This window comes from Prosthecobacter sp. (genome assembly GCF_044226605.1).
Taxonomy (GTDB): Bacteria; Verrucomicrobiota; Verrucomicrobiia; order Verrucomicrobiales; family Verrucomicrobiaceae; genus Prosthecobacter.
Genome location: NZ_JBGAGS010000019.1, coordinates 37,216 through 57,865, shown reverse-complemented (window position 1 = coordinate 57,865; position 20,650 = coordinate 37,216). Strand labels below are relative to the sequence as shown.

Genomic DNA, 20,650 nt, shown 5'->3' with positions numbered 1-20,650 from the left:
AGTTGAACGCGGCCTTTCAGCGTGGAAGATGAGGGTCTTGCCCATTGGCTTTACTCATGTCCGCTGAATCCGTCACTCCCGCCATTCTCTTTACCCTCTCTCCCGAAGCCGCCCGTGTGATGGGATGTTTGATCGAAAAGGAAATCACGCTGCCAGACTATTATCCGATGACGCTGAATGCGCTCGTCACGGCCTGCAATCAGACCACCAACCGCGACCCCATCGTGCGTTATGATGAGCGCACCGTTTTGCGCGCCTTGGAGTCCATGAAATCCCACGGCTATGTCTTTGAAGTGAACGTCGTGGGCGGCCGCACTCTCAAATACCGTCACAATCTCAAAGGCAAGCTGCCCGGTCTGGACCGCTCCCACATGGCACTGCTGTGCATGCTCATGCTGCGCGGTTCGCAGACCGCTGGCGAGCTGCGGCAGCGCACGGAGCGCCTCTTTGAATTTCCCGACATGCAGAGCGTGGAGAACACTCTGGCGGAGCTCATTGGCTACAATGAAGGCCCGCTCGTGCAATGCATCCCCGCAGGCCCCGGGCAGCGCGTGGCGCAGTTCATGCATCTGCTCTGCGGCGAAGTGGCCGGGGCGCCGGGCACCGGCCTCTCCTCTCATGCCCCCGCTGCACCGCCCGCGGAAGAATCCTCCACTTCTGGAGCGGATGCCGAGTGGCGTGCGAAGATGGAAGCGGAGATTTCTCTGCTCAAGGCGCAGGTGTCCCGCCTGCAGACGCTGATTGGCGCCGTGAAGTAAGCCATTGCCAAAAAGCGCGGCATTGCAGATGATCGCGCTCATGAAGCGCCGTTTGTTCGCGTTGATCACCTTGGCTGCTGCCGTCTGCCCGCCATCGTCAGCCGCGCCGCCGGAACCTGCCCCTCCGCTGGAAAAAAAGGCGGTGCGTGATTTGATCCGTGAAGTCGCAGCAAAAATCGAAGAGAAGTACAAAGGCATTCATCCCGATGCAGACGGACTCGTGCAGCGTGTGGAGGAGACTCTTGCGGCAGATGAACCCGCCCCGCCAGATTCCGCAGACCGCCGGTCCATGCTGGCGCGCAAGATGACCCTGATGAATGGACGGGCAGGCTTCAACAGCATGATAGGCACCCACGGTGCTGTCTTTGACAACACAGACACAGGCTTCATGCAGCGCTATCACGATCTGGAATCCGCAGACACAAAGGATGCCGCTGAAGTCTGGCGCTGGCTGGAGATGGGGGATGCCGCACGGCATTTGAAGTGGCATGACAAAGAGCAGCAGTGTGCGCAGCGTGCCCTGGGTGCTGCGCGTGCTCTCATTTCCCGCGAGCCAAAAAACGCGGAGGCCTATGCGCTGCTGGGCATGGCGCTCGAATGGAGCAGCGAAAAACTCACCGCGCTGCGCACCGCCCTCAAGCTCGACCCGCGCGAGCCTCAGGCGCTCCACGAGCTCCTCTGCCATCGCGTCATGCAGGTGCTGGAGTCGGCTGCTCTGCGCCGTGACTTTGCTTTGGAGGAAAAAGAAACGGACTACACGGCCCTCGCACGAGCCTTGTATGACCGTCCTTTGTCAGAGGAGGAGTTTCTGGCCTTCGACCGGCGTCAGGAGGAGCTGCGGCGGGAACTGGCCAATCTGCTCTCGACCGCCCAGGAGCGCCATGACCTGCGGACCTATCTCAAATCCGTGAGTCTGCTCTCCCTCATCAAACAGCACCGCATGGAGGCCACTCTGGCTGCCAGGCGCCCTCTGGAAGAAAGTTTCGAAGAATTCTCAGGCAAACTGGCGCTCACGCTCGGCAGCAACGCCGTGACAGTCTTCGAAGATGAAACGCTCTTGCGGAACGCGCTCAATCTGGCGGCAGATGATGCCGAGGCCACGGGCACCATCATCCTGCTCGCGCTCATCGGCGACTCCATGCGTTCGCAGACCACCCAGAAAAAGCCCCCGGAGTCCCGCATGGAAATCGTGCGTCAAACTTCTGACCGGCTCCTTGAAATGTCCCGTGCGGAACAGCACCCCCAGGCAGCTCGTGCAGCCGAAGCCGCCTTCATCATCGAGGTGTGCATGATGATGATTTCTCAGCGTGAGCCGAAGCATTTCGATCTCCTCCTGCGTGCGATTCATCTGGACCCTTTCCGCCAGCGCACCCAGCACATGCTGATGGGGCTGTGTGCCGGCATGCTGCCGCAGGCTGAGGATTCTCCCGCCGCGGCCGCGCTCGCCCTCACGGAGCTGGCTCTGCTGCCCGGTCTGCAAACACGCCGCACCTGCTCCGCCACCGCCGCCGTGCTGCATGACTGGCCGTCCGCCCACCACCACATTGACGCCTGCCTCAAAGAAAAACCGGACGACCTCGGCCTGCTCAATCAACAGATCGTCACCATGCTTCGCGAGAGCCAGTCCAAAGCCACGCTCAAAAAAGCGGAGCTTCATTTTCAAAAAGCCGAAGCCCTGCACGAAAAATCAAACGGCGCCGCCAGCAAGGAGGATCTCAGCCTGCTCGCGCGCAGCCACATCCTCTACCTCGCCATCTGCGGCAAAAACGACGCCGCACACGAAGAACTGGCCGAGGTGAAACGCGCGCAGGTTCTGGATGGCAGGCAATGTGAGGAGCTGGAAGAGCTGCTGCGCTGACTGCGGGGGAACCGCACTACTCCAGCCGCTTCAGGCTGCCGATGCGGTAGGCACCGCCCAGGAGGCGCATGTTGTCACGCTCAGCATTGAAGCTGTCCAGGTAGAGAAGGTGCGGGAATTCATTGAGCTCAATCACATGCACGCTGTCCTTGGCGTTCTTGAATGCTTCCGCAAGGTCGTCCAGCTCCTTGATGACACGGCCGTTCACCTTGTTCACCACCTGGCCGCCCAGCTTGTCATATCCTTGGGTGCTCGGTGTCGGCAGCACCAGGCTCAGGAAGATGAGCTTCTTGCGCCCTTCCTCCTCATACTTGTCCGGATGCGAGGCGATGCGTGAAAGGCGCAGGATGGCGCCTCCGCGCTGATCTTCGCCAAAGGCATCCAGATAGGGGTGGGAGAGCTCTTGAAAGAGCAGCCCGCCCATCAGCACGTAGCGCGGGCCTTTGTCAAAAAGGTACGGCAGCACCAGAAAGTCGTCCGGCTTGCGCCTGGCCAGCTCTCCCGTGAGCATGACTTCCTTGCCGTCCCGAACCACTTTGATTTCGACCTTGTCCCCCACGTAGGCGCGGCCACGCACCAGGTGGCTGGAGCTCAGCGCGCCAAACTGCGGATCCTTGTAGTTGCCACGCGAATCAATGCTGAAGCCATTGATCGCCACCAGGATGTCTCCCTTTTTCAATCCGGCCTTTTCAGCAGAGCCGCCTTTCATCACCATGCTGATGAGCACCCCAGGTGCGTCGGGTTTCATGCCCAGGTACTCGCGATACTGCTCGTCCATCGTGGCCTGCATTTCCATGCCCAGGCTGGGAAAGCCCTCGTAGCTGCCGTCGGCCACATCTTTGAGAAAGTGTTCAATGATCGGCGCGGGCAGGATCGTGGTGATCTGGTTTTTCGAGTCATACGTCAGCAGCAGTCCCACGAGCTTGCCTGCCTTGTTGACCACTGGCAGCGTGAAGCTGTTTCCCTCGCTGCGCACAATGTTGTTGGCCTCGTAAACCAGAAAGCCCGAGCCTTCCACGATGTAGCGGCGGATCAGCACCTTGCCGATGATTAGCTCGCTTTCGATCAGCTCACCCACTCGCCCCGTCTGCAGAATGTCCACCTTGTCGCCGATGCGGGCGCTTACATCCACCGCCATCGGCTTGAGTCCTGAAAAGAAGGCTTTCTGCCTGTCCGAGGGCACGGTCTCCAGCAGCGCCAGATTGGCCTCATAGTCCACCGCCACCGCCTTCGCGGGGATCTTGTGCCCCTTCTCCGGCAGTTCCAGCTCGATGTAGGTGGCATCCGCCACCATTTGCGCCGTCACCAGCACACGGTTGCCCGCCATCACGACTCCCAGGCCACGCCGGCCGGAGGGAGACTCCTTCTGCCATGGCAGATGCAGGCTGTAAGGCTGGGAGGTGGCATTCACCCTCACCACCGAGTTGTTTTGCACCACATGCTGCGGCGCGGGTGCGGCTTCAGCAGCGGGCTGCGCGCGCTTTTTTTTGGGCGTGTCAGCCGCGGGCGTTTGTGCCTGCAGCGCGGTGCCACCGAGGACCAGCAGGAGGAAAATCTGGGAAAGCTTCATGGGAACGTGGGAGCAAAAGGAGTTCAGAATCAGATCAGGCGGTTTCCACGGCTATTCGTCACCTAGGTAGGTGTCTTCCATGATGTTGTAGGTGTCCATGATGCGCTTGTGCGCGGCCTCGGCCAGCTCCCGCTTGAGCACCAGCGGGCGGTTCTTTTCCAGCAGCATGATCTCGATGAATGGCTTGTCCTTCTTCGCCAGGGCGGTCTGCACATCCTTCAGGGATTTGATCTTCACGCCGTTGATTTCATCCACGATGCTGTGCGCATAGGGAGCCAGCCAGGTGTTCACTTCATCCGGCAGCACGTTTGTCAGCACCACGGGCTCCGGCAGCTCCACATACAGTTTCTCCGTCAGGAAGTTGTCGAAGACGTAGTTCACCGTGTCATCGCGCATCTGGTGTGCGTCCATCAGGTTGCGGTCCAGCGGCTGAAACACCAGCCCCGCGCTCACGATGTAGCGCGGCCGCTGGTTGTACTGTGCGCCCAGCCGCACATAGGGGTCGAAGCGCTTCAGCGTCACCGTTGTCTCCATCTTCTTGCCTTCGCGCATGTATTTCAGCTTGATGGTGTCTCCGGCAAACTTGCGCTCCACAATTTCATTCATGTCCATCAGCTCGCCTTCAAAGCGCACCAGCCCGTTGTTCATCACCGGATTGTCATCGATGCTCAGGATCACATCGCCAATCTTGAGCAGTTCGCCGACGCTGCCCTGCGGTTCCACATCACCCACCATGACACCCACGCCATCGCCATTGATTCCCAGCGCCTTGGCCTGCGCCGGGTTTTCGATCGGAAAGTCGCTCGCCGCCAGGTCCACATAGTGGTCATAGCGCCCGTCCTCGATGTCCTTCAGGAAGCGCTTGATCACCGGCACCGGAATCATGTAGCCCACGTTCTGCGCCACCCGTCCGCTGAAGCCCTGGAAGGCCACGCCCACCACCTTGCCCTCCTGCATCACCGGTCCGCCCGAGTTCCCCGGGTTGATCGCCGCATCCACCTGGATCGCCAGATGCGAGTCCACGCTCGTATGGCTGTAAGGCCGGAAGTCGATGCGCGAAACCACGCCGCGTGTCACCGAGATGCGGTCTCCGCCGATCGGATAACCAATCGCGATCACCTCCGTGTTCAGCTGCGGAATGCCGCCAAAGTCCAGCGGCTTGAGCTTTTCAAAGTGCTTCCCGTCCTCCGCCTCGATCAAGGCCAGGTCGCAGTCATGCGCGATGTGCACGATCTTCGCCGGATGCGGCTCCGGATCATTCGTCGTGCGGATCAAAATGCGCGTGGCATTGCTGACGACGTGCGCATTCGTCAGAAAGCGGTTTTTGCCAATGAGGAATCCCGTGCCACTGCCCCCGCTCGGCTGCCCGGCGTTCCATGGCTCACGATAGTCAGGCACCAGCACTGAGACATCGATGTTTACAATGCCTTCCCATGCGCCCGAGGTGGTGTCGATCGCCTGGGGTGCTGCAGGAGGTGGCGGAACGGGTTGCGCGCTGAGAGCTGAAGGCAGCAGGGCCAGGGCGAGATAAGGCAGGAGCGGGCGGATGTTCATGCGGGATGACTTGAGGCCATGAACATACGCTTCCCGCCGCTTCTAACACAAGTTTGCTGAAGAAATAATCGGCATCGGCGCAGGCCCTAGTTTGCGGGCTTGGCCTGCTTTTTGGCTTCGTTGGCCTTTTTCGCCTCCATGAGCTTCTTCAGATCCTCGGTACGCTTGGCGGCCTGGGCGGCGGGATTGGTCGGACTGGCAGGATCCGTGATCATGGGGAAATCGTCCGTGCGGAAGGGCGTCACCGGCAGTCCTTCAGCGGAGTACACATTGCACACCGGATTGTCCGCCCAGGCATAACGGACCGCCACCGGCTTCGCCACGCCTTCGGCGCTCACCTCGATCTGGTTTGTGCCCTTCTTTGAGCCGCCCACGATGCTGGCTTTCGCCCACACCCACTTCTTGTCCTCACCGCAGATGGCAAAGCCCCTGGCCTCATCCGTGTCCACCGTGCGCAGGCCCTGCGGAGCGTAGTCAAAGGTCAGCACCGCCTTGGCTCCTTCAAACTTCGCGTCTTTCAGCTCGGGGCTGCGGTAAACCAGCTTCTGTCCGTAGTCGTTCACCAGCGCCCAGCGGGCCAGGCGCTCAGCCACGTCACGTTTGTTATGGGGGTGAATGTCGTTCGCCTCACCCAGGTCGGTGATCACGCACTGGCCGGTGTGCTTCAGCTTGCTCATCGTCAGCGTCTGCGCCTCGCGCAGCTCCGCCCAGTCGCTTTCCACGGGCTCTGTCTGGTAGTTCTTGTAGTCCGCCAGCTGCACCCAGTAGAAGGGGAAGTCTCCCTGCTTCCACTCCTTGCGCCAATGCTCGATCATGAAGGGAAACAGGTCACGATATTCTTTGGCGCGACCCGAATTCGACTCGCCCTGATACCAGATCACGCCCTTGATGCCGTAGCCGATCGTCGGGTGCAGCACACCCGCATACAGATTCCCTGGACGATGCTGGCCCGTCATCGGGTTCTGAGGCGCACGTGGCCCTGGTTTGGTGAACATTTCCTTGGCCTTCGCAGCCGCAACCCGTTCCTTGTTCCAGGCATCCAGCTTCGCTTTGTGATCCGCCACCTGCTTCTCAAACGCCTCCTTCGTGAAGGTTGCCTCCTGCTGTTTCCAGCGCGCGATGATCGAGGCAAAGCGCGGATCCTTCTCCAGCACATCACGCTTCACCCAGGCCTCGCAGGCGCTGCCGCCCCAGGCATTGTCGATGAGGCCCACCGGCACGCCCAGCATCTCGTGCAGCACCCGGCCGTAGTGATACCCAACCGCGGTGAACTGCCCCGCATTGGCCGGGCTGCACTCCTCCCACTGCCCCTTGAAGTCGTCCTGAATCTCCTGGGTCCCCACCTGCGGAACCGAGATCAGGCGGATCTGCGGGTGCTTCGCCTGCGCGATGTCCAGGTCCGCATCCCACGTGCTGCTCAGATTGAACCCCATGTTTGACTGCCCGGAGCAGATCCACACTTCGCCCACGAGCACGTTTTTCAGTTCCTTCGTGCTGCTGCCCTTGATCGTAATCGTGGCCGGCTGAGCATTGGCCGGCACCGCGTCCAGCTTCACCGTCCATTTGCCCTTGTCATCCGCTTTGGCCGTCTTCGTCTGCCCGGCAAACGTCACCGTCACCTCAGTCCCCGGTGCATCCCATCCCCACAGCGGATTCGCCTGCTTCTGCTGCAGCACCATGTTGTCGCCAATGATGGCCGGAAGTTTCAGTTCCGCGCGGGCGGAAACGGCGAGGAGGGTGAGGAGGCAGAGTATGCGCATGGGTCGGGAAAATGAGGGACGTTGGGAACGCTGGATGAAGGCGATTCATTGCAGAAGGATGCGAGGAATGTGCAAGAGACAGTTAGCAGCCATGCCATACTTTTCTGAAAGGCGTCCAATTGGCGTTTTTGTCCCCAGTGTCTTCATGAGAGGAGCGGACACGGTCTGACATGTGAACGAATTTCCTCGACACATGATGGTGGTTTCAGACATAAGAATTTTTACATGACTCAAGCCGATTACGACACCCTCGCCAAAGCTCCCTTGTTTGTCTTCCTGCACGTTGCGCATGCCAAAGGTACAATCACTTCCGCTGATGAAAAACGCTTTGCGGAACTTTCGGAGGAGGCGGCGAAGCCGAATGCGCGCATGTGCCTCTATACCGATGTCATGCGCCATTTGACCATTCATTTTGACCGACTGTATCCCGAAGTGAATGGCAGCCATGAAGGTCCTGCATTAGTGCGGGCCATTCGGCAGATCCTGCAAAGTCTGCCACAGGAAGAAAGCATCCGCTTTCGCTCCCATCTGGCGAGAGTCGCGATTGCCTCTGCGCGCGATGAGGCAGGGCATCCTGTGACTGCGGCGGTTCAAATGTGCACAACGATGGGCGAGACCTTTGGGATGCCAAACTACGGCCATTACAACAAACGGCTGACCGATGGCCTCGAAATCGTGGACTACTGGCCCGGCTGCGATCCCTTGCTCGCAGACTTCAGCGATGCTGAACTGCGCAGCCTGGCCGCTGTTTTCGGCTGTCTTTTTGCCACACTTAACGGCTGTCATGGAGCAGCGGCGACCCATGCTTTCGACGATGCTGTGCGGGACTGGCTCATGGCCGCTTACTCTCCAGGGAAGGAAACCTGCCGCGTGCATTCTTTGCTGCGTTATCTCGACCAGCTGTTTTCACTGACGCACGTCGAAGTGCAGTTCACCCAGTCCAGCCTTCCTGTTTTTCAGGAGGGGTATGCCCTCCTTCAGGCAAAATTCAGCGCCGAGGAACAGGCGCGCTTCATGCATTTTTTTAATACATTGGGTGCAGTTTTCATGACGCCAGACGCACCCCCTGCAGCGTCCGAAATGCTGACCAAGATCACCGCCATCATGCAAGGCGAGTCTGCGCCGGAGGAGGACGACAGACTGCAAGAGGAGGAGCTGGATCTCATGAGCCTGGGCTTCATCGCTGCCTTCACACTAGTGGCCGGGGCGGACGGCAAAATGGGCCGTAAGGAAATGGAGACTTTTGTCAATCTCATCGAATCCCTGCAACAGGCTGAGCATCTAGGGCCGGTGGTGCAGTCCTTGACGCGCATACCCAGTGTCTTAGACAGCTTGTGGCCGCTCGCAACTGCTCGCAATGCTCAGCCGATGAAACTCGTGCAAGCCGCGATACGGCTCGTCGAAGAGCGACTGGACCCTGCAGAACATGCTGCCTATTGCGCTCTCATCATGACTTTGGCCGAAGCAACGGCCGAAGCAGAGGGCGGCTTTTTGGGGATGGGCTCAAAGATCAGCAAGGAGGAGCGCGTCGTGCTGGACCACCTCAAAGCGATCATTGGTATTGAGTAAGAAAGCACCAAGGCAAAAACGAGGACGGACGGCCTACGGTAATAGCGTGGGTGATTCGGTCTTCGAGCTTCATCATTCATTCGTCATTCTTCATTCTGATTTCGTCATTGCCCCCGGCCCGTGCTACCCTCCCGCGTGTCCCGCCTCGCCCTCGCCGCCGCTCTCCTGTTCTCCCTCGCCGCCTGCGGCAAATCACGGCCGCGCGCGGACCTCGTCTTCATCAATGGCGCGGAACCCGAGAGCATCGATCCGCACATCGTCACCGATCAAGTCGGCATGCGCGTCGCTTCCGCCTTGTTCGAAGGACTTTGCCGCATCGATGAAGCAGGCAAGCCGCAGCCCGGTCTCGCCGAGCGCTGGGACGTCACGCCGGACCGCAAGACCTACACCTTCCACCTCCGCCCCGGCACCACCTGGAGCGACGGCACGCCGCTCACCACGCGTGATTTTCTCTACTCGTGGCAGCGCATCCTCAGCCCCGACTTCGGGGCCGACTACGCCAGCCAGCTCTACGTGATCAAAAACGCCAGCGCCTTCAACGAGGGCCGGCTCAAAGACTTCTCCCAGGTCGGCGTCCTCGCGCTCGATGACCGCACGCTGCGTGTCGAACTCGAAAGCCCCACGCCTTACTTCATCGACCTCTGCGCCATCACGCCCTTCTGTCCCGTGCCGCGGCACATCAACGAAAAGCACGGCACCGCATGGATCAAGCCCGGCCTCCTCATCGGCAACGGCGCCTACATTCTCGAAGACTGGCTGCTGGATGACCGCATCTCGCTCCGCCGCAACGAACGCTACTGGGACGCTGCGAATGTGCCGCTGAAGACCATCGACATCCTTCCCATTTCGGAGCCGAACACCGCCATCAATTACTTCCTCACCGGCCAGGCCGACCTCATCATGGACAAGGGCATGGTTCCCACCTCCCTCACCGCCAAACTCAAACAGCAGCCCTACTTCCACACCGGCCCCTTCCTCGGCAGTTTTTTCACCCGCTTCAACGTCACCCGCGCCCCCTTCGACAATCCCAAGATCCGCCTTGCCTTCTCACTCGCCATCGACCGCAAACGCATCACCGAAAAAATCACCCAACTCGGCGAGCGCAATGCTTTCAGCCTCACCCCGCCCGGTGCCGGACAAGACTACCAGCCGCCCCCCGGTCCCGAGTTCGATCCTGAGCGCGCCAGAAAGCTCCTCGCCGAAGCCGGCTACCCCGGAGGCAAAGGCTTCCCTCGCGTCGATCACCTCTATTTTCCGAAACCCTTGGAGCGCAATATCGCCATCGAGCTCCAGGCCATGTGGCAGCAGCACCTCGGCGTCAGCGTCGATCTCGCCAAGCAGGAATGGAAGATCTACCTCGACTCCATGAAGGAGAAAAATTATGACCTCTGCCGCAGCAGCTGGGTGGGCGACTACAACGACCCCGGCACTTTTCTGGAGATGTTCCTCTCCACCAATGGCAACAACCGCACCGGCTGGGCCAGCCCGCAGTATGACGAACTCATCGCCGCCGCCGCCCGCGAACCCGATCAAAACCGCCGCAACACCCTCTTCCAGCAGGCCGAAAAACTCCTGGTCACCGACGACTGCGTCATCATTCCCATCTATCACTATGTCGGAGTCCAGTTCTACCACGCCGATCGTCTCGCCGGCCTTCAGCCCAACATGATCGACGACCACCCCTTCCGCTGCATGCGCTGGAAATAGTCATTTCGCCACTCCAGCCACGGCGATCCCAAGCTCCACGGTCGGTTCGCTCGCATCGTCCATCGGCGGTTCCGTCGGTCTTCCGTCCGCGGATTTCAGATCATTCCCCACCGACCAGATCAGCCCGCGTGCCAGGCTGTACTGCAGCGGCCCGCCGGTGTAAGGATCCACCGGCACATCGAGCAAATAGTTAAACGTGCGCAGCTGATCCAGCGTCACGGGCACCGTTTTCTTCTCAGCAATGCAGCGCCGCACGGCAAACAGGGCGATGATCAAATTCCCCCGGGTGCGCACCAGCCCCAGTTCGGCGGGCAGGGGAGTGTAAAGCTTCATGCGCTGGTGGTAGTAGGCCAGGCCGGCGGAGTTCGGCTGGTAGGTGGTATCAGGAGCCATGCTCTCCTTCAGCCGCACCTCGGCCGTGTGGATCAGCGGTGCCTGCGTCTCCGCTTTCATCTGCCGAAATGCGATGGCAAAATGCTGCAGTGTTTCATGCGGCTTGAAGAAGAGCCGGCCCGGACGTTGCAGCTGCACGCCACCCGGCATCGTGTCCAGATTCTCCCCGCTCTTCGGTCCGAGAATGAGTTTTTTCTCATGCACGTAAAACCCGTTCATGGCGCTCTCCAGCACCTTCGTGGAAGGCTGGCACACATTGAACTGCCGCTGAAACTGCCTCAGCGTGGACTCCGGCAGCTTCGTTTGCCGCAGCAGATCCGCGAGCGTTTGGGCCGCCAGGGTGTGCGCCTCCAGCGCACGCCTGTAGCACGAGGGCCATGCCCAGATCTGCTCCAGCCGCCAGCCAAGTTCCGCCAGATCGATCCCTGCGGTAAACGCCGCCTCCTCGTGCATGCGGCGCGAGAGATAGGCCGCCTCCGCCTGCTTCAGCAGCATCGCCTGGCGCCAGCGCGGGTCCGCGCAGGGATCCGCCGCATGCCAGGCCGCATGCGTGGCATGCCAGTCCGCGTCTTCCAGCAGGTCACGCAGATTGTCCAGAGCCGTTCCGTTGGCCTGCACCACGCGCGAAAGCGTGGGCGTGTCCCACAGCCACGGCGGCTTGGTGTACAATTCCGCATTCTCAAACGGAACAAGCGCGTTCAAAAACTTGTGCAGCTTTTCCGGCGTCTGGATCGTCACCGCCTGATCCACCGGCCGGTTTAACCGCAGGTCTTCATCCAGCCCCGCGTTTTGATCGTCCACATACAGCCAGGCGATGAACACCAAGGCCAGAAGGCCCATGCTCAGGATCGCCAGAGTGGACCACGAGGCCTCCCGCTCCACCGCCTGTGCAGGCCGCCTCGGCTTCGTCACCAGCCGGGAGGGCGGCGCCTTTCGCGGTGGCGGCGGGGCTGCCTCTGCCAGTTCGTCCCTCGGCGGTGCTGGCTGCGGTTCGGGCTCCGGCACCGGTTTAGGTTTTGGCTGCGGCACAGGCTTGGACTCCTGCGGTGCAGGCGCCGCTTTCTTCTCCACGTAGGGGATTTTTTTTCCTGGCGGGGCATCCTGCCATTCCAGATCCAGCTCCCATGGGGACGCCCAGGCAAGACTCGCTCTCCCGCGATGGGCGGGCTTCTCAGCGGGTGTTTCTGTCGGCGAGTGCGGCCGGATCATGCGCCGCAGTATGAATGCACTCCGGCAGCACGGCAACGGGCGTAATAGCATTCCTGACGCGGCTCTCAGCGCCACGCCATGAACCGCAGGCCGCCCAGCGGATGCTCGTGCGCCTCTGTTTTCCACTCCTTGCCAAGCCCCAGCGCCTCCTGCAATTCCCGCCCGCGAAACCCCGCACGAATGCTCGCCTGCAAGTCATGCCGCTGCACGTGGTTCAGCTCCGCCACCACGCAAAACAACCAGCCTGTCATCGTATGCACCCAGCGCCGCGCCGGCTCCGCAGCGATGATCAGTCGCGTCACCGGAGATATCCGCGCACCCAGCATTCCCAGCTGCTCCTTCGTGAAATGGTGCAGAAACAGATTCGCGATCACGATCTCCGTTCCGGGCAGCGCCTGCTTCAGCACATCTCCCTGCGTCCAGTCTGCCCCCGCCGGCCAGTGCTCCGGCCTCGGGGCCAGATCAAACGCATGCAGATCCGACTCCGCGCAGCACCCGGCTTCCACCAGCCGCAAAGACAGCGCCCCATCCCCCGCCCCCAGTTCGGTCACCCGCCATCCCTTCTCTCCGTGCCGTCTCACCATCCTCTCGATCCACCGGTGATTTCCCATGATGCCATTGACCTGCAGCATCTCCTCCCGCGAACGGATCGCGTCGGGATCATCATGCGGCAGGATGTCGAGCAGTTCAGGTTGGAGCACGCGCACTTTCATCCCGAGGTATCGTTTTACGCAGTGCCGCCGCGTCTCAGCATGTTTTTGTGGCGGATTTCACGGGCGCAAAGCATCCGCCTCAGCCCGAGGCGAAACATCCCATGCTCAATGTGCGCCATTGCGGAGCCGGAACCTCGGGCCGAATTCTTCCTCCTGCACCATCATGGATACGTCCCCCTCCGCAGCTCCCGCCAGCGCTCTCCTCACCCGGTTTTTTGTGGAGCATCGTCTGCTCGGCTGGCTGGCCATGGCTGCGGTGCTTGCCTGGGGCTGGCTCTCTTTTCAAAGGCTGCCGCAGCAGGAAGACCCGACTTTTCCCACGCATGATGCGGTGCTCCTCACCGTGCATCCGCTCCTCACTGCCGCGCAAATGGAGCAGGAGGTGACGGCCAGGCTGGAAGCCGCGCTCGCCCGCCTCCCCACATTGGAAAAGCTGCAGTCGCAGTCACAGGACAACGTCTCCACCATCGTCATCAGACTCCACGCCGACCGCAAGGAAGCCATCGATGAACAATGGCGGAAGACTCGCGAGATCTTGAAAACGGTGCCCCTCCCCGAAGGCAGCGAGGAGCCGCGTCTGGAGACGGACTACCAGCTCCCTGCCACGCTGCTCTTTGCCGTCCTGGGAGACCAGGCGGCCGCAGGAGCCGATGCGATCGAGAAAGCGCTCAGGGCCGTGCCCAGCAGCGGCCGCATCCGCCAGTTTGGCCATGCACCGGCAGAGATCACCTCTTTTGAGGACATGGTGGCCGCCAGCTACTCCGTGCGCACTCTTCACCGGGGAAAAAGCGGCGCGCTGCAGCCCGCCTCATGCGTGCTCGTGGCCGTGGAGATGAAAGCGGGAAACATCATCCATGACTTCAAGGAGGCTGTGCTTGCGAAAATAGGCAGCCTCTCTTTGCCGGAAGGCGTCCAGGTCATCACCGTCTCCGACCAGCCCGCCGCCACAGCTCACCGCATCAGCGAGTTCCTTCGCTGCTTCATCGAGGCGGTTGCGGTTGTCGTTCTCGTGGCTCTGCTGCTCATGGACTGGCGCACCGCGCTCGTCGTGGCCCTGGCCATTCCTCTCACCATCGCCATGACCCTCGGTGGCATGGCCGCCTTGCATGTCCCCCTCCAGCAGATTTCCATCGCCGCGCTGATCATCTCCCTGGGCATGCTCGTTGACGATCCCGTGGTCGCCTCGGACGGCATCAACCGCGAGCTCGCTGAAGGGCAGCCTCGTGGCATCGCCGCCTGGCTCGGCCCGTTCCGGCTGCGCCGCGCCATCTTCTTTGGCACCATCATCAACATCGTCGCCTTCCTGCCGCTCGCTCTCCTGCCCGGAGACATGGGCGCCTTCATCATCTCCCTGCCCATCGTCATCACTCTGGCGCTCGTCTCCTCCCGCTTAGTTTCCATGACCTTCATCCCGCTTCTTGGCTATTACCTGCTGCGTGGCCAGAGGGGCTTCGATGCAGTCACCGGCTCCCACCCGCTGCACCGTCTCATTCCGTTTTATCAGCGCACCCTGCAGCGCGCGCTGCGCAGGCCTCTGCCCACCATCCTTGCCGCTTACGGCCTTCTCGCTGCCAGCACCGCTCTCATCCCACTTTTCGGCAAGCAGTTCTTTCCCGTCGCCGAGCGCAGCCAGTTCCTCATCGACCTTCGGCTGCCTGAAGGGAGCAGCATTGAGCAGACACAGAAAGTCACAGCACAGATCGGTGAAAGGCTGCAGCAGGAGGAGGCCATTCAGAGCGCTGTCATGGTGAGCGGCGGCGGCACCCCCATGTTCTACTACAACGTGCTTCCCCGCCAGCCTGCGCCAAACGTGGCCCAGGTGCTGGTCAATACGCGCCATGCGGAGGACGTCCCCGCACTCATCATGCACCTGCGCGAGGTCTTTGACCGCGAGGTCAAAGACGCGCTCTGCCTCGTCAAACAGATCGAGCAGGGTCCCGCTCTGGAGACTCCCATTCAGATCGAAATCAGCGGTGAGGACATCCCGGTCAAGACTTCCCAGGTACGCCAGGCACTGATCGAGGCCGGAGCTTACAAAGTGCACGATGATTCAGGCGTCCTCACCCGCATCAATCAGCAGCGGACGGTGACGGTGAAAGCCCTGGCGCCGTTCGGCTCGCTGGCCTCGGGCATTTTGCACAAGGCACGCGCATCCTTTCCCGCCTCCGGCATCGCCTTTGGCGGCGAAGAGCGTGAACTTCTCAACAGCCAGCGCGAGATGGAGCGCGTCCTCAAAATCTCCCTCGCCCTCATCGCGCTGGCGATGATGGTGCAGTTCCGCTCCATGGTGAAGTCACTCGTCGTCATGCTCACCGTGCCCCTGGGGCTGATCGGCGCTTTTGCAGGCATGGCAGCCACGCATGCCTCCTTTGGTTTCATGGCGCTGATCGGCATTGTCAGCCTGGCCGGTGTCATCGTGAGTCACATCATTGTGCTGTCCGATTTCATCGAAGAAGAGCGGGCCGCAGGCATGGAGCTGGAACCGGCGCTCATGCGGGCTGCTCTGGTGCGCCTGCGTGCCGTGCTGGCCACCGTGTTTGCCACCGTCTGTGGCTTGATCCCGCTGGCTGTGACCGGCGGCGAACTCTGGCGACCGCTGACCGCCGTGCATATCTTTGGCCTGCTCTTTGGCACCGTGCTCACGCTCGTGGTCCTGCCCGTCCTCTACCTCCAGTTTGCCAGATGGCGCTGGATCAGGTAGCCGAAAAAATCAGCGTCACGTTCGAGCCGCCAAAGCCGCTCGAGTTGCTCATCGCCACCTTCGGCACCTCGTCCGTCGGCGCAGTCAAAATATTCACTCCTTCACACGCGGGATCCAGGTTCTGGATCTTTGCCGAGATTGGCATGAAGCCCTCCTTCAGCGCCACGCAGCAGATGCCAGCCTCCAGCGCTCCTGCCAGGCACAGGCCATGGCCCGTCAGCGCCTTCGTGCTGCTCACCTTGGGTTTCTTGTCACCCGTGAAAACCGTTTTCAGCGCGCTCAGTTCCGCGATGTCGCCTGCATTCGTCGCCGTCGCATGCGCGTTGATGTAATCGACCGCCGCAGCCTCCAGTCCGGCATCTTCCAGCGCATTCGTCATCGCACGCGCCAGTCCGCTGCCGCTGGGGTCCGGCGCCACCACATCGTAGCCATCCGAGCCCTGGCCCCAGCCAGACACCTCCGCATACACGGTGGCGCCGCGCGCCGCGGCCTGCTCCGCTTCTTCCAGCACCAGCACCACACTGCCGCCTGTCGTGATGAATCCATCACGCCCGGCGTCAAACGGCTTTGGCGCCAGCGCCGGATCGCTGTGGGAGCTCAGCGCCCGCAGCGAGGCAAACGGCAGGATCGTGTGCAGCACCTGCGCATCCTCCGCGCCCACCACAAACATGGTCTTCTGCCGTCCCATCCGGATCATGTCGCACGCATGCCCCAGCGCATGAGAGGAAGAAGCACACGCGCTGTTAAACGCCAGAGTCGCCCCATGGATCTTGAACAGCGCCGTCAGGTTCAGGTGCAGTGAGTTCGGCATCCCCGTGATCACCACCGGAGCTGATGTTCTCGCCGGCCCGCGCTTGATCACCGAATCCATTGCCAGATACGTCATCCACGGCGATCCTGCCGAGGCGCAATACAGCCCCGTCTGCGCGTCAGAAACCTGCGCCGGCTCCATCTTCGAGTCCGCGATCGCCTCCAGCATCGCCGCATACGCAAACACCGCGTTTGGCACCATCGTGCGGAGCTGCGCCCGGTTCAGCTTCACATGCTCCGGGAAGGTCCAGTCCAGCGGGTCGCTCGTCGGAAAGGCAAAGCCCTTCACCGTACCCGCCAGCTTCACACGGTCATTCGCCGCAGCCAGCTCCGGCACAAACTCGATGCCCGACTTCCCCTCGCGCAGGCTTTCCGTCACCTCCGCGCGGTTGTTGCCAATGCTGGAGACAAAGCCCAGCCCTGTCACGACGACACGCTTCATGAAGCGCCCGCCCCAAATTTGGCACGCAGGAATTTCTTCAGATCGCCCAGCGTCACGATCCCGCTCAGCTCTTCATTGGCGATCGTCAGGCCCAGCACTTCCTCCGCCGTCATCACCACTTCGATCATCCCAAAGGAATCCATGCCGATGTCCTCGATCAGCTTCATGTCATCCGTTACCGAAGCCATGCCATCCGGCCGTGGGTTGGCCGCATCACGCGCCAGCACGCCGGGGATGATCACATCAAGTTCGTCCAGGTTTTTTGTTTCTTCAAAGCGCAGCGCCGCAGCCACGGTCTCCTCACTGCAACGTTTGAGGGACTTGGTGATTTCCTGGGTTCGTTCTTCGCTGACTGGCATGGCCGGTGTTTAGTCAGTTCTGGGAGGGGTTCAACGCTTTTCGGCGTGGAAGACTCCGTACCTCTGCACTCCCAGCTCATACGCCAGCCAGATCCGGAACAGGGTCAGGGCAAAGATGCGGTTCGGATTGCGCGAGCTGAACAGAAAGCGGCGGTAGTGCGACTTGGTCAGCAGCCCCTTCACCGTGCGCAGGGCGCACAGCGGCCAGGTCCTCTTCACCTGCCCGGCGTAGTCCTTGAACTGGTAGTTCACAAATCCCGCTCCCTCCGTCGCCGCCCGAAACTCGCTCTCCGGCCTCACCCCCGCGATCTGCGTTTCCCGCGTGATGGCGTCAATCAGGTGCCGCCTGGCAAAATCGTCCGGGTTCTCGCAGCTCATCCAGGCGGTGGCCACCAGTCGGCCTCCTGGCTTCAGCACCCGGAAGCATTCACGAAAAAAGCCGGGCAGGTCCGGCATGTGCTCGAGGCTCTCCACGGTTTGAACAATGTCAAAGTGGTTGTCCGGCAGGCCGTTGGCATACCAGTCCCGCAGCATGAAATGCGTCTTTCCCGGCACCGAATTGTGCGCCTCCGCATAGGCCACCTGCACCGCTGAGATCGTCATCCCCGTGATATTGACCCCGTGGTTCTGCGCCAGAATCCGCGCCGTCGTGCCATAGCCGCACCCGATGTCGCACACCTCTTTTCCGGGACTGTGCCCGCCGAGATCGGCCACGATTTTGACGAGGTTTTCCGCCGCTTCCGTGTCAGTCTCCCGGCCCGTAAGCCACACGCCGTGGTGGATGTGCTCCCCCCAGATCTCGCGGTAAAACTGATCCAGATCGTCGTAGTGGGAGGCGGCGCCTTCGATGGTGGGGATGTACGTGGGGCTGTCGGTCATGAGGCAGTGTCCAGGGTGCGCGGTTCCAGCCTTGAGGCAGGGACGCGTTTGAGCGTGTTGAAAGGAATGGTCAGCATGGCGTAAAACGCCCCCATCCGCCGGGCCACCGGCCCCTGGCAGAAAAGGTGTTTCAAGATGAAATCCCGCACCAAGGAGCGCGCGCGGCCCCGCCAGGTGCCCAGCCACATGCCCCACTCCGCGCGGAAGATCGCCGTCTTCACCGCCTTGCGCCGGCAGCGGTCGTAGGCAGGCAGCAGCTTCAGCGGTTCGCTGCGCGTCAGGATCTCAGCCAGGAACTCCGCATCTGCAAAGCCCGTGTTCATCCCCTGTCCTCCGATCGGGCTCATGCCGTGCGCCGCATCTCCGCAGAAAATCACCCGCCCGTCATAGTAGCGGTCGCAGTTGAACTTCCGGGGCGTGAAGACGCTTTCATTCAACTGGTCCGCCACAGGCACATCGATGCCGGTGCGCCACCGCGCCAGCTGGCTTACCAGACCCGGCGGCGGCCGCTCCATTCGCGTCTCTGTCTGCACCACCCAGCGCCGCTGGCCACCCGGCAGCGGAAACGACTCCACCGAGCCATCCGCCGTGAAAAACAGGTGCGCCTCGTCTCCCAGGCCGCTGCGGTCCACAAAGTCTCCCATCACAAAATGGCAGTCATAGCTGCGCCCCGGCGCCCGCATCCCGAGAATGCTGCGCACGGAGCTGCGGCTCCCATCACACGCCACCACGTAGCGTGCCGTCAGCCTTCTCCCGCCGGCCTGCACCTCGCAGCCGTCAGCCTGCTGCCTCACATACCCCACTTCACACCCCGCTTCGATGTGCTCCTGCCCCAGATGGTTTTGCAAAATCGCGATCGTGGCAGCCTGCGGCAGTGAAAGGATGTAGCGCCGCTCGTCCGGGATTTCCCGAAACGACACGCACCCCAGCCTCCCCCGCTGACCGTGCACAAAGCAGTCCCGCACCTTCACCCCTCCGCTGACGAACTCCTCCGCCAGCCCCAGCTTGTCCAGGATCTGCAGCGATGGCGGCGTGATGCCGATGGCCGCCGAATGGGTGATGGGACCCGTGCGCCGCTCCACCACGCGGATGCGCTGCCCCTGCTGCTTCAGCAGGCACGCCAGCAGCAGCCCCACCGGCCCGCCGCCCACGATGATCACATCGAAGTCCGAGGCCCCCGCCAATGGCATGTTCGCACCGCTTTTCATGCCGCTGCCGTTTGCGCCATGACGGCGGGTTTCGCCATTCCCGCGGGCGGTATTGCCGCACCGCACCGCTCCAGCACCGCCGTCTCCACCGTCAGCCCGGGCCCAAAGGCGATCGCGCACGTCGTGGCACGCTCCGTTTCCGCCTCTTCCAGAAAGCCCTTCAGCACAAACATCACCGTCGGGCTGCTCATGTTTCCGTAGTCACGCAGCACACTGCGGGACATCTCCAGCGCGGTTGTGGGCAGCGCCAGCTGCTCCTCGATCTGCTCCAAAATCGCCCGTCCCCCCGGGTGCACAGCCCACTCATCGATGTCCTCCACCTTCAGCCCGCGCTTGTCCAAAATGCTGGCCAGCATTTCCCGGATGTTGCTGCCGATCAGCTCCGGCACATACGCGGACAGCACCATGTTAAATCCGTTGTCCCCAATGTCCCAGGCCATGTGCGCCTCGCTTCCGGGCACCAACGCTGACTGAAACGCCTGCACCCGGTAAAACGGCCGGTCGCCCACAGGCTCCCGTGCGCTCACCAGCGCCGCCGCCGCACCGTCCGCAAACAGCGCATTGGCCACAATGCTCTCCGGCCGGTCGCTCACCTGCAGGTGCAGCGAGCACAGCTCCAGGCACATCACCAGCACCACCGCCTGCGGGTTCGCCTCGCAAAACTGCGCCGCCATCCGCAGCGCCGGAAACGCCGCGTAGCACCCCATGAACCCCACCGTGTAGCGCTCCACGCTCTCATTCAGTCCCAGTTCACGGATGATGTGGTAGTCCGGCCCCGGATTCGCAAACCCCGTGCACGAAGCAAACACCACATGCGTGATCTCCCCCTTCTCAAACTCCGGGCACTCCCCCAGCGTTTTCCGCGCGAGCCTCACCGCCAGCTCCCGCGCCGCGCGTGCATACAGCGCATTGCGCTGGCCGGTGGTCGGCGAATTCATGGTCCCGTCCGGCAGCGTGTGGAAGAGCCCCCCTTCCTCTTTCATGAAGTCATCGCACGCGCTGTACCGCGTCTCGATTCCCGTGCGCTCGTAAATCATGTCGATCAGCCGTTTGGCCCGCGGCTCCGCGACCCAGCCCTTCATCCGCTCACGCGTAAACTCATTGCTGTAGATGAACTCCGGCGTCTCGGTGGCGATGTGATGAATGTAAGCGGCCATGGG

Annotated in this window: 15 protein-coding genes; 5 read left to right on the top strand and 10 right to left on the bottom strand. The window is 61.7% G+C overall.

Features of this window, described 5'->3' with window-relative positions:
* The first annotated feature begins 56 nt into the window (after window positions 1–56).
* The gene (locus ACILSO_RS23870) at window positions 57–758 is read left to right on the top strand and encodes a YceH family protein (RefSeq protein ID WP_395739984.1); all 702 of its coding nucleotides are present in this window, start codon (window positions 57–59) and stop codon (window positions 756–758) included.
* A gap of 40 nt (window positions 759–798) precedes the next feature.
* Complete coding sequence (locus ACILSO_RS23865; RefSeq protein WP_395739983.1) at window positions 799–2,616, top strand: hypothetical protein; 1,818 nt, start codon at window positions 799–801, stop codon at window positions 2,614–2,616.
* A 16-nt stretch (window positions 2,617–2,632) separates the two neighbouring features.
* Here ACILSO_RS23865 and ACILSO_RS23860 read toward each other — a convergent pair whose 3' ends face one another.
* The 3 genes from ACILSO_RS23860 to ACILSO_RS23850 all read right to left on the bottom strand — a co-directional run bounded on the left by ACILSO_RS23860 (window position 2,633) and on the right by ACILSO_RS23850 (window position 7,500).
* Window positions 2,633–4,186 carry a PDZ domain-containing protein gene (locus ACILSO_RS23860; protein ID WP_395739982.1) on the bottom strand — a complete coding sequence of 518 codons (1,554 nt, stop codon included), beginning with the start codon at window positions 4,184–4,186 and terminating at the stop codon, window positions 2,633–2,635.
* Window positions 4,187–4,237: 51 nt separating this feature from the next.
* Window positions 4,238–5,740 (bottom strand): PDZ domain-containing protein, encoded by a 1,503-nt coding sequence (locus ACILSO_RS23855; RefSeq protein ID WP_395739981.1) that lies wholly within the window; start codon window positions 5,738–5,740, stop codon window positions 4,238–4,240.
* Window positions 5,741–5,826: 86 nt separating this feature from the next.
* Window positions 5,827–7,500 carry a sialate O-acetylesterase gene (locus ACILSO_RS23850; protein ID WP_395739980.1) on the bottom strand — a complete coding sequence of 558 codons (1,674 nt, stop codon included), beginning with the start codon at window positions 7,498–7,500 and terminating at the stop codon, window positions 5,827–5,829.
* Between the two features lie 225 nt (window positions 7,501–7,725).
* Here ACILSO_RS23850 and ACILSO_RS23845 point away from each other — a divergent pair, with 225 nt between their 5' ends.
* Entirely contained in the window at window positions 7,726–9,069 is a 1,344-nt protein-coding gene (locus ACILSO_RS23845; RefSeq protein ID WP_395739979.1) for a hypothetical protein, read from the top strand.
* Window positions 9,070–9,204: 135 nt separating this feature from the next.
* On the top strand, window positions 9,205–10,776 hold the full coding sequence (locus ACILSO_RS23840; protein WP_395739978.1) for a peptide ABC transporter substrate-binding protein: 1,572 nt from the start codon (window positions 9,205–9,207) through the stop codon (window positions 10,774–10,776).
* Here the strand turns inward: ACILSO_RS23840 and ACILSO_RS23835 are convergent, their stop codons facing one another.
* Together ACILSO_RS23835 and ACILSO_RS23830 are read right to left on the bottom strand one after the other, a co-directional pair.
* Complete coding sequence (locus tag ACILSO_RS23835) at window positions 10,777–12,378, bottom strand: hypothetical protein (protein WP_395739977.1); 1,602 nt, start codon at window positions 12,376–12,378, stop codon at window positions 10,777–10,779.
* A 65-nt stretch (window positions 12,379–12,443) separates the two neighbouring features.
* Window positions 12,444–13,079, bottom strand: coding sequence for a hypothetical protein (locus ACILSO_RS23830; protein WP_395739976.1), 636 nt, complete (start codon window positions 13,077–13,079; stop codon window positions 12,444–12,446).
* 175 nt (window positions 13,080–13,254) lie between these two features.
* Between ACILSO_RS23830 and ACILSO_RS23825 the strand changes: the two genes are divergently transcribed.
* On the top strand, window positions 13,255–15,792 hold the full coding sequence (locus ACILSO_RS23825) for an efflux RND transporter permease subunit (protein ID WP_395739975.1): 2,538 nt from the start codon (window positions 13,255–13,257) through the stop codon (window positions 15,790–15,792).
* On the opposite strand, the gene ACILSO_RS23820 is transcribed toward ACILSO_RS23825, so the two are convergent.
* The 5 genes from ACILSO_RS23820 to ACILSO_RS23800 are packed head-to-tail and all read right to left on the bottom strand — an operon-like array spanning window position 15,785 to window position 20,647.
* Window positions 15,785–17,044, bottom strand: coding sequence for a beta-ketoacyl-[acyl-carrier-protein] synthase family protein (locus tag ACILSO_RS23820; protein ID WP_395739974.1), 1,260 nt, complete (start codon window positions 17,042–17,044; stop codon window positions 15,785–15,787). The two genes, ACILSO_RS23825 and ACILSO_RS23820, sit on opposite strands and share 8 nt — an antisense overlap.
* The gene (locus ACILSO_RS23815; RefSeq protein WP_395739973.1) at window positions 17,041–17,403 is read right to left on the bottom strand and encodes a phosphopantetheine-binding protein; all 363 of its coding nucleotides are present in this window, start codon (window positions 17,401–17,403) and stop codon (window positions 17,041–17,043) included. The genes ACILSO_RS23820 and ACILSO_RS23815 overlap by 4 nt, the downstream gene beginning before the upstream one ends.
* A 30-nt stretch (window positions 17,404–17,433) precedes the next feature.
* Complete coding sequence (locus ACILSO_RS23810) at window positions 17,434–18,282, bottom strand: SAM-dependent methyltransferase (RefSeq protein WP_395739972.1); 849 nt, start codon at window positions 18,280–18,282, stop codon at window positions 17,434–17,436.
* Window positions 18,279–19,472, bottom strand: a complete 1,194-nt coding sequence (locus tag ACILSO_RS23805) for an FAD-dependent oxidoreductase (RefSeq protein ID WP_395740065.1) — start codon at window positions 19,470–19,472, stop codon at window positions 18,279–18,281. Before ACILSO_RS23805 ends, ACILSO_RS23810 begins: the two co-directional genes overlap by 4 nt.
* A gap of 14 nt (window positions 19,473–19,486) precedes the next feature.
* Window positions 19,487–20,647: a type III polyketide synthase gene (locus ACILSO_RS23800; RefSeq protein WP_395739971.1), complete on the bottom strand. Its 1,161-nt coding sequence runs from the start codon at window positions 20,645–20,647 to the stop codon at window positions 19,487–19,489.
* Between the last annotated feature and the right edge of the window lie 3 nt (window positions 20,648–20,650).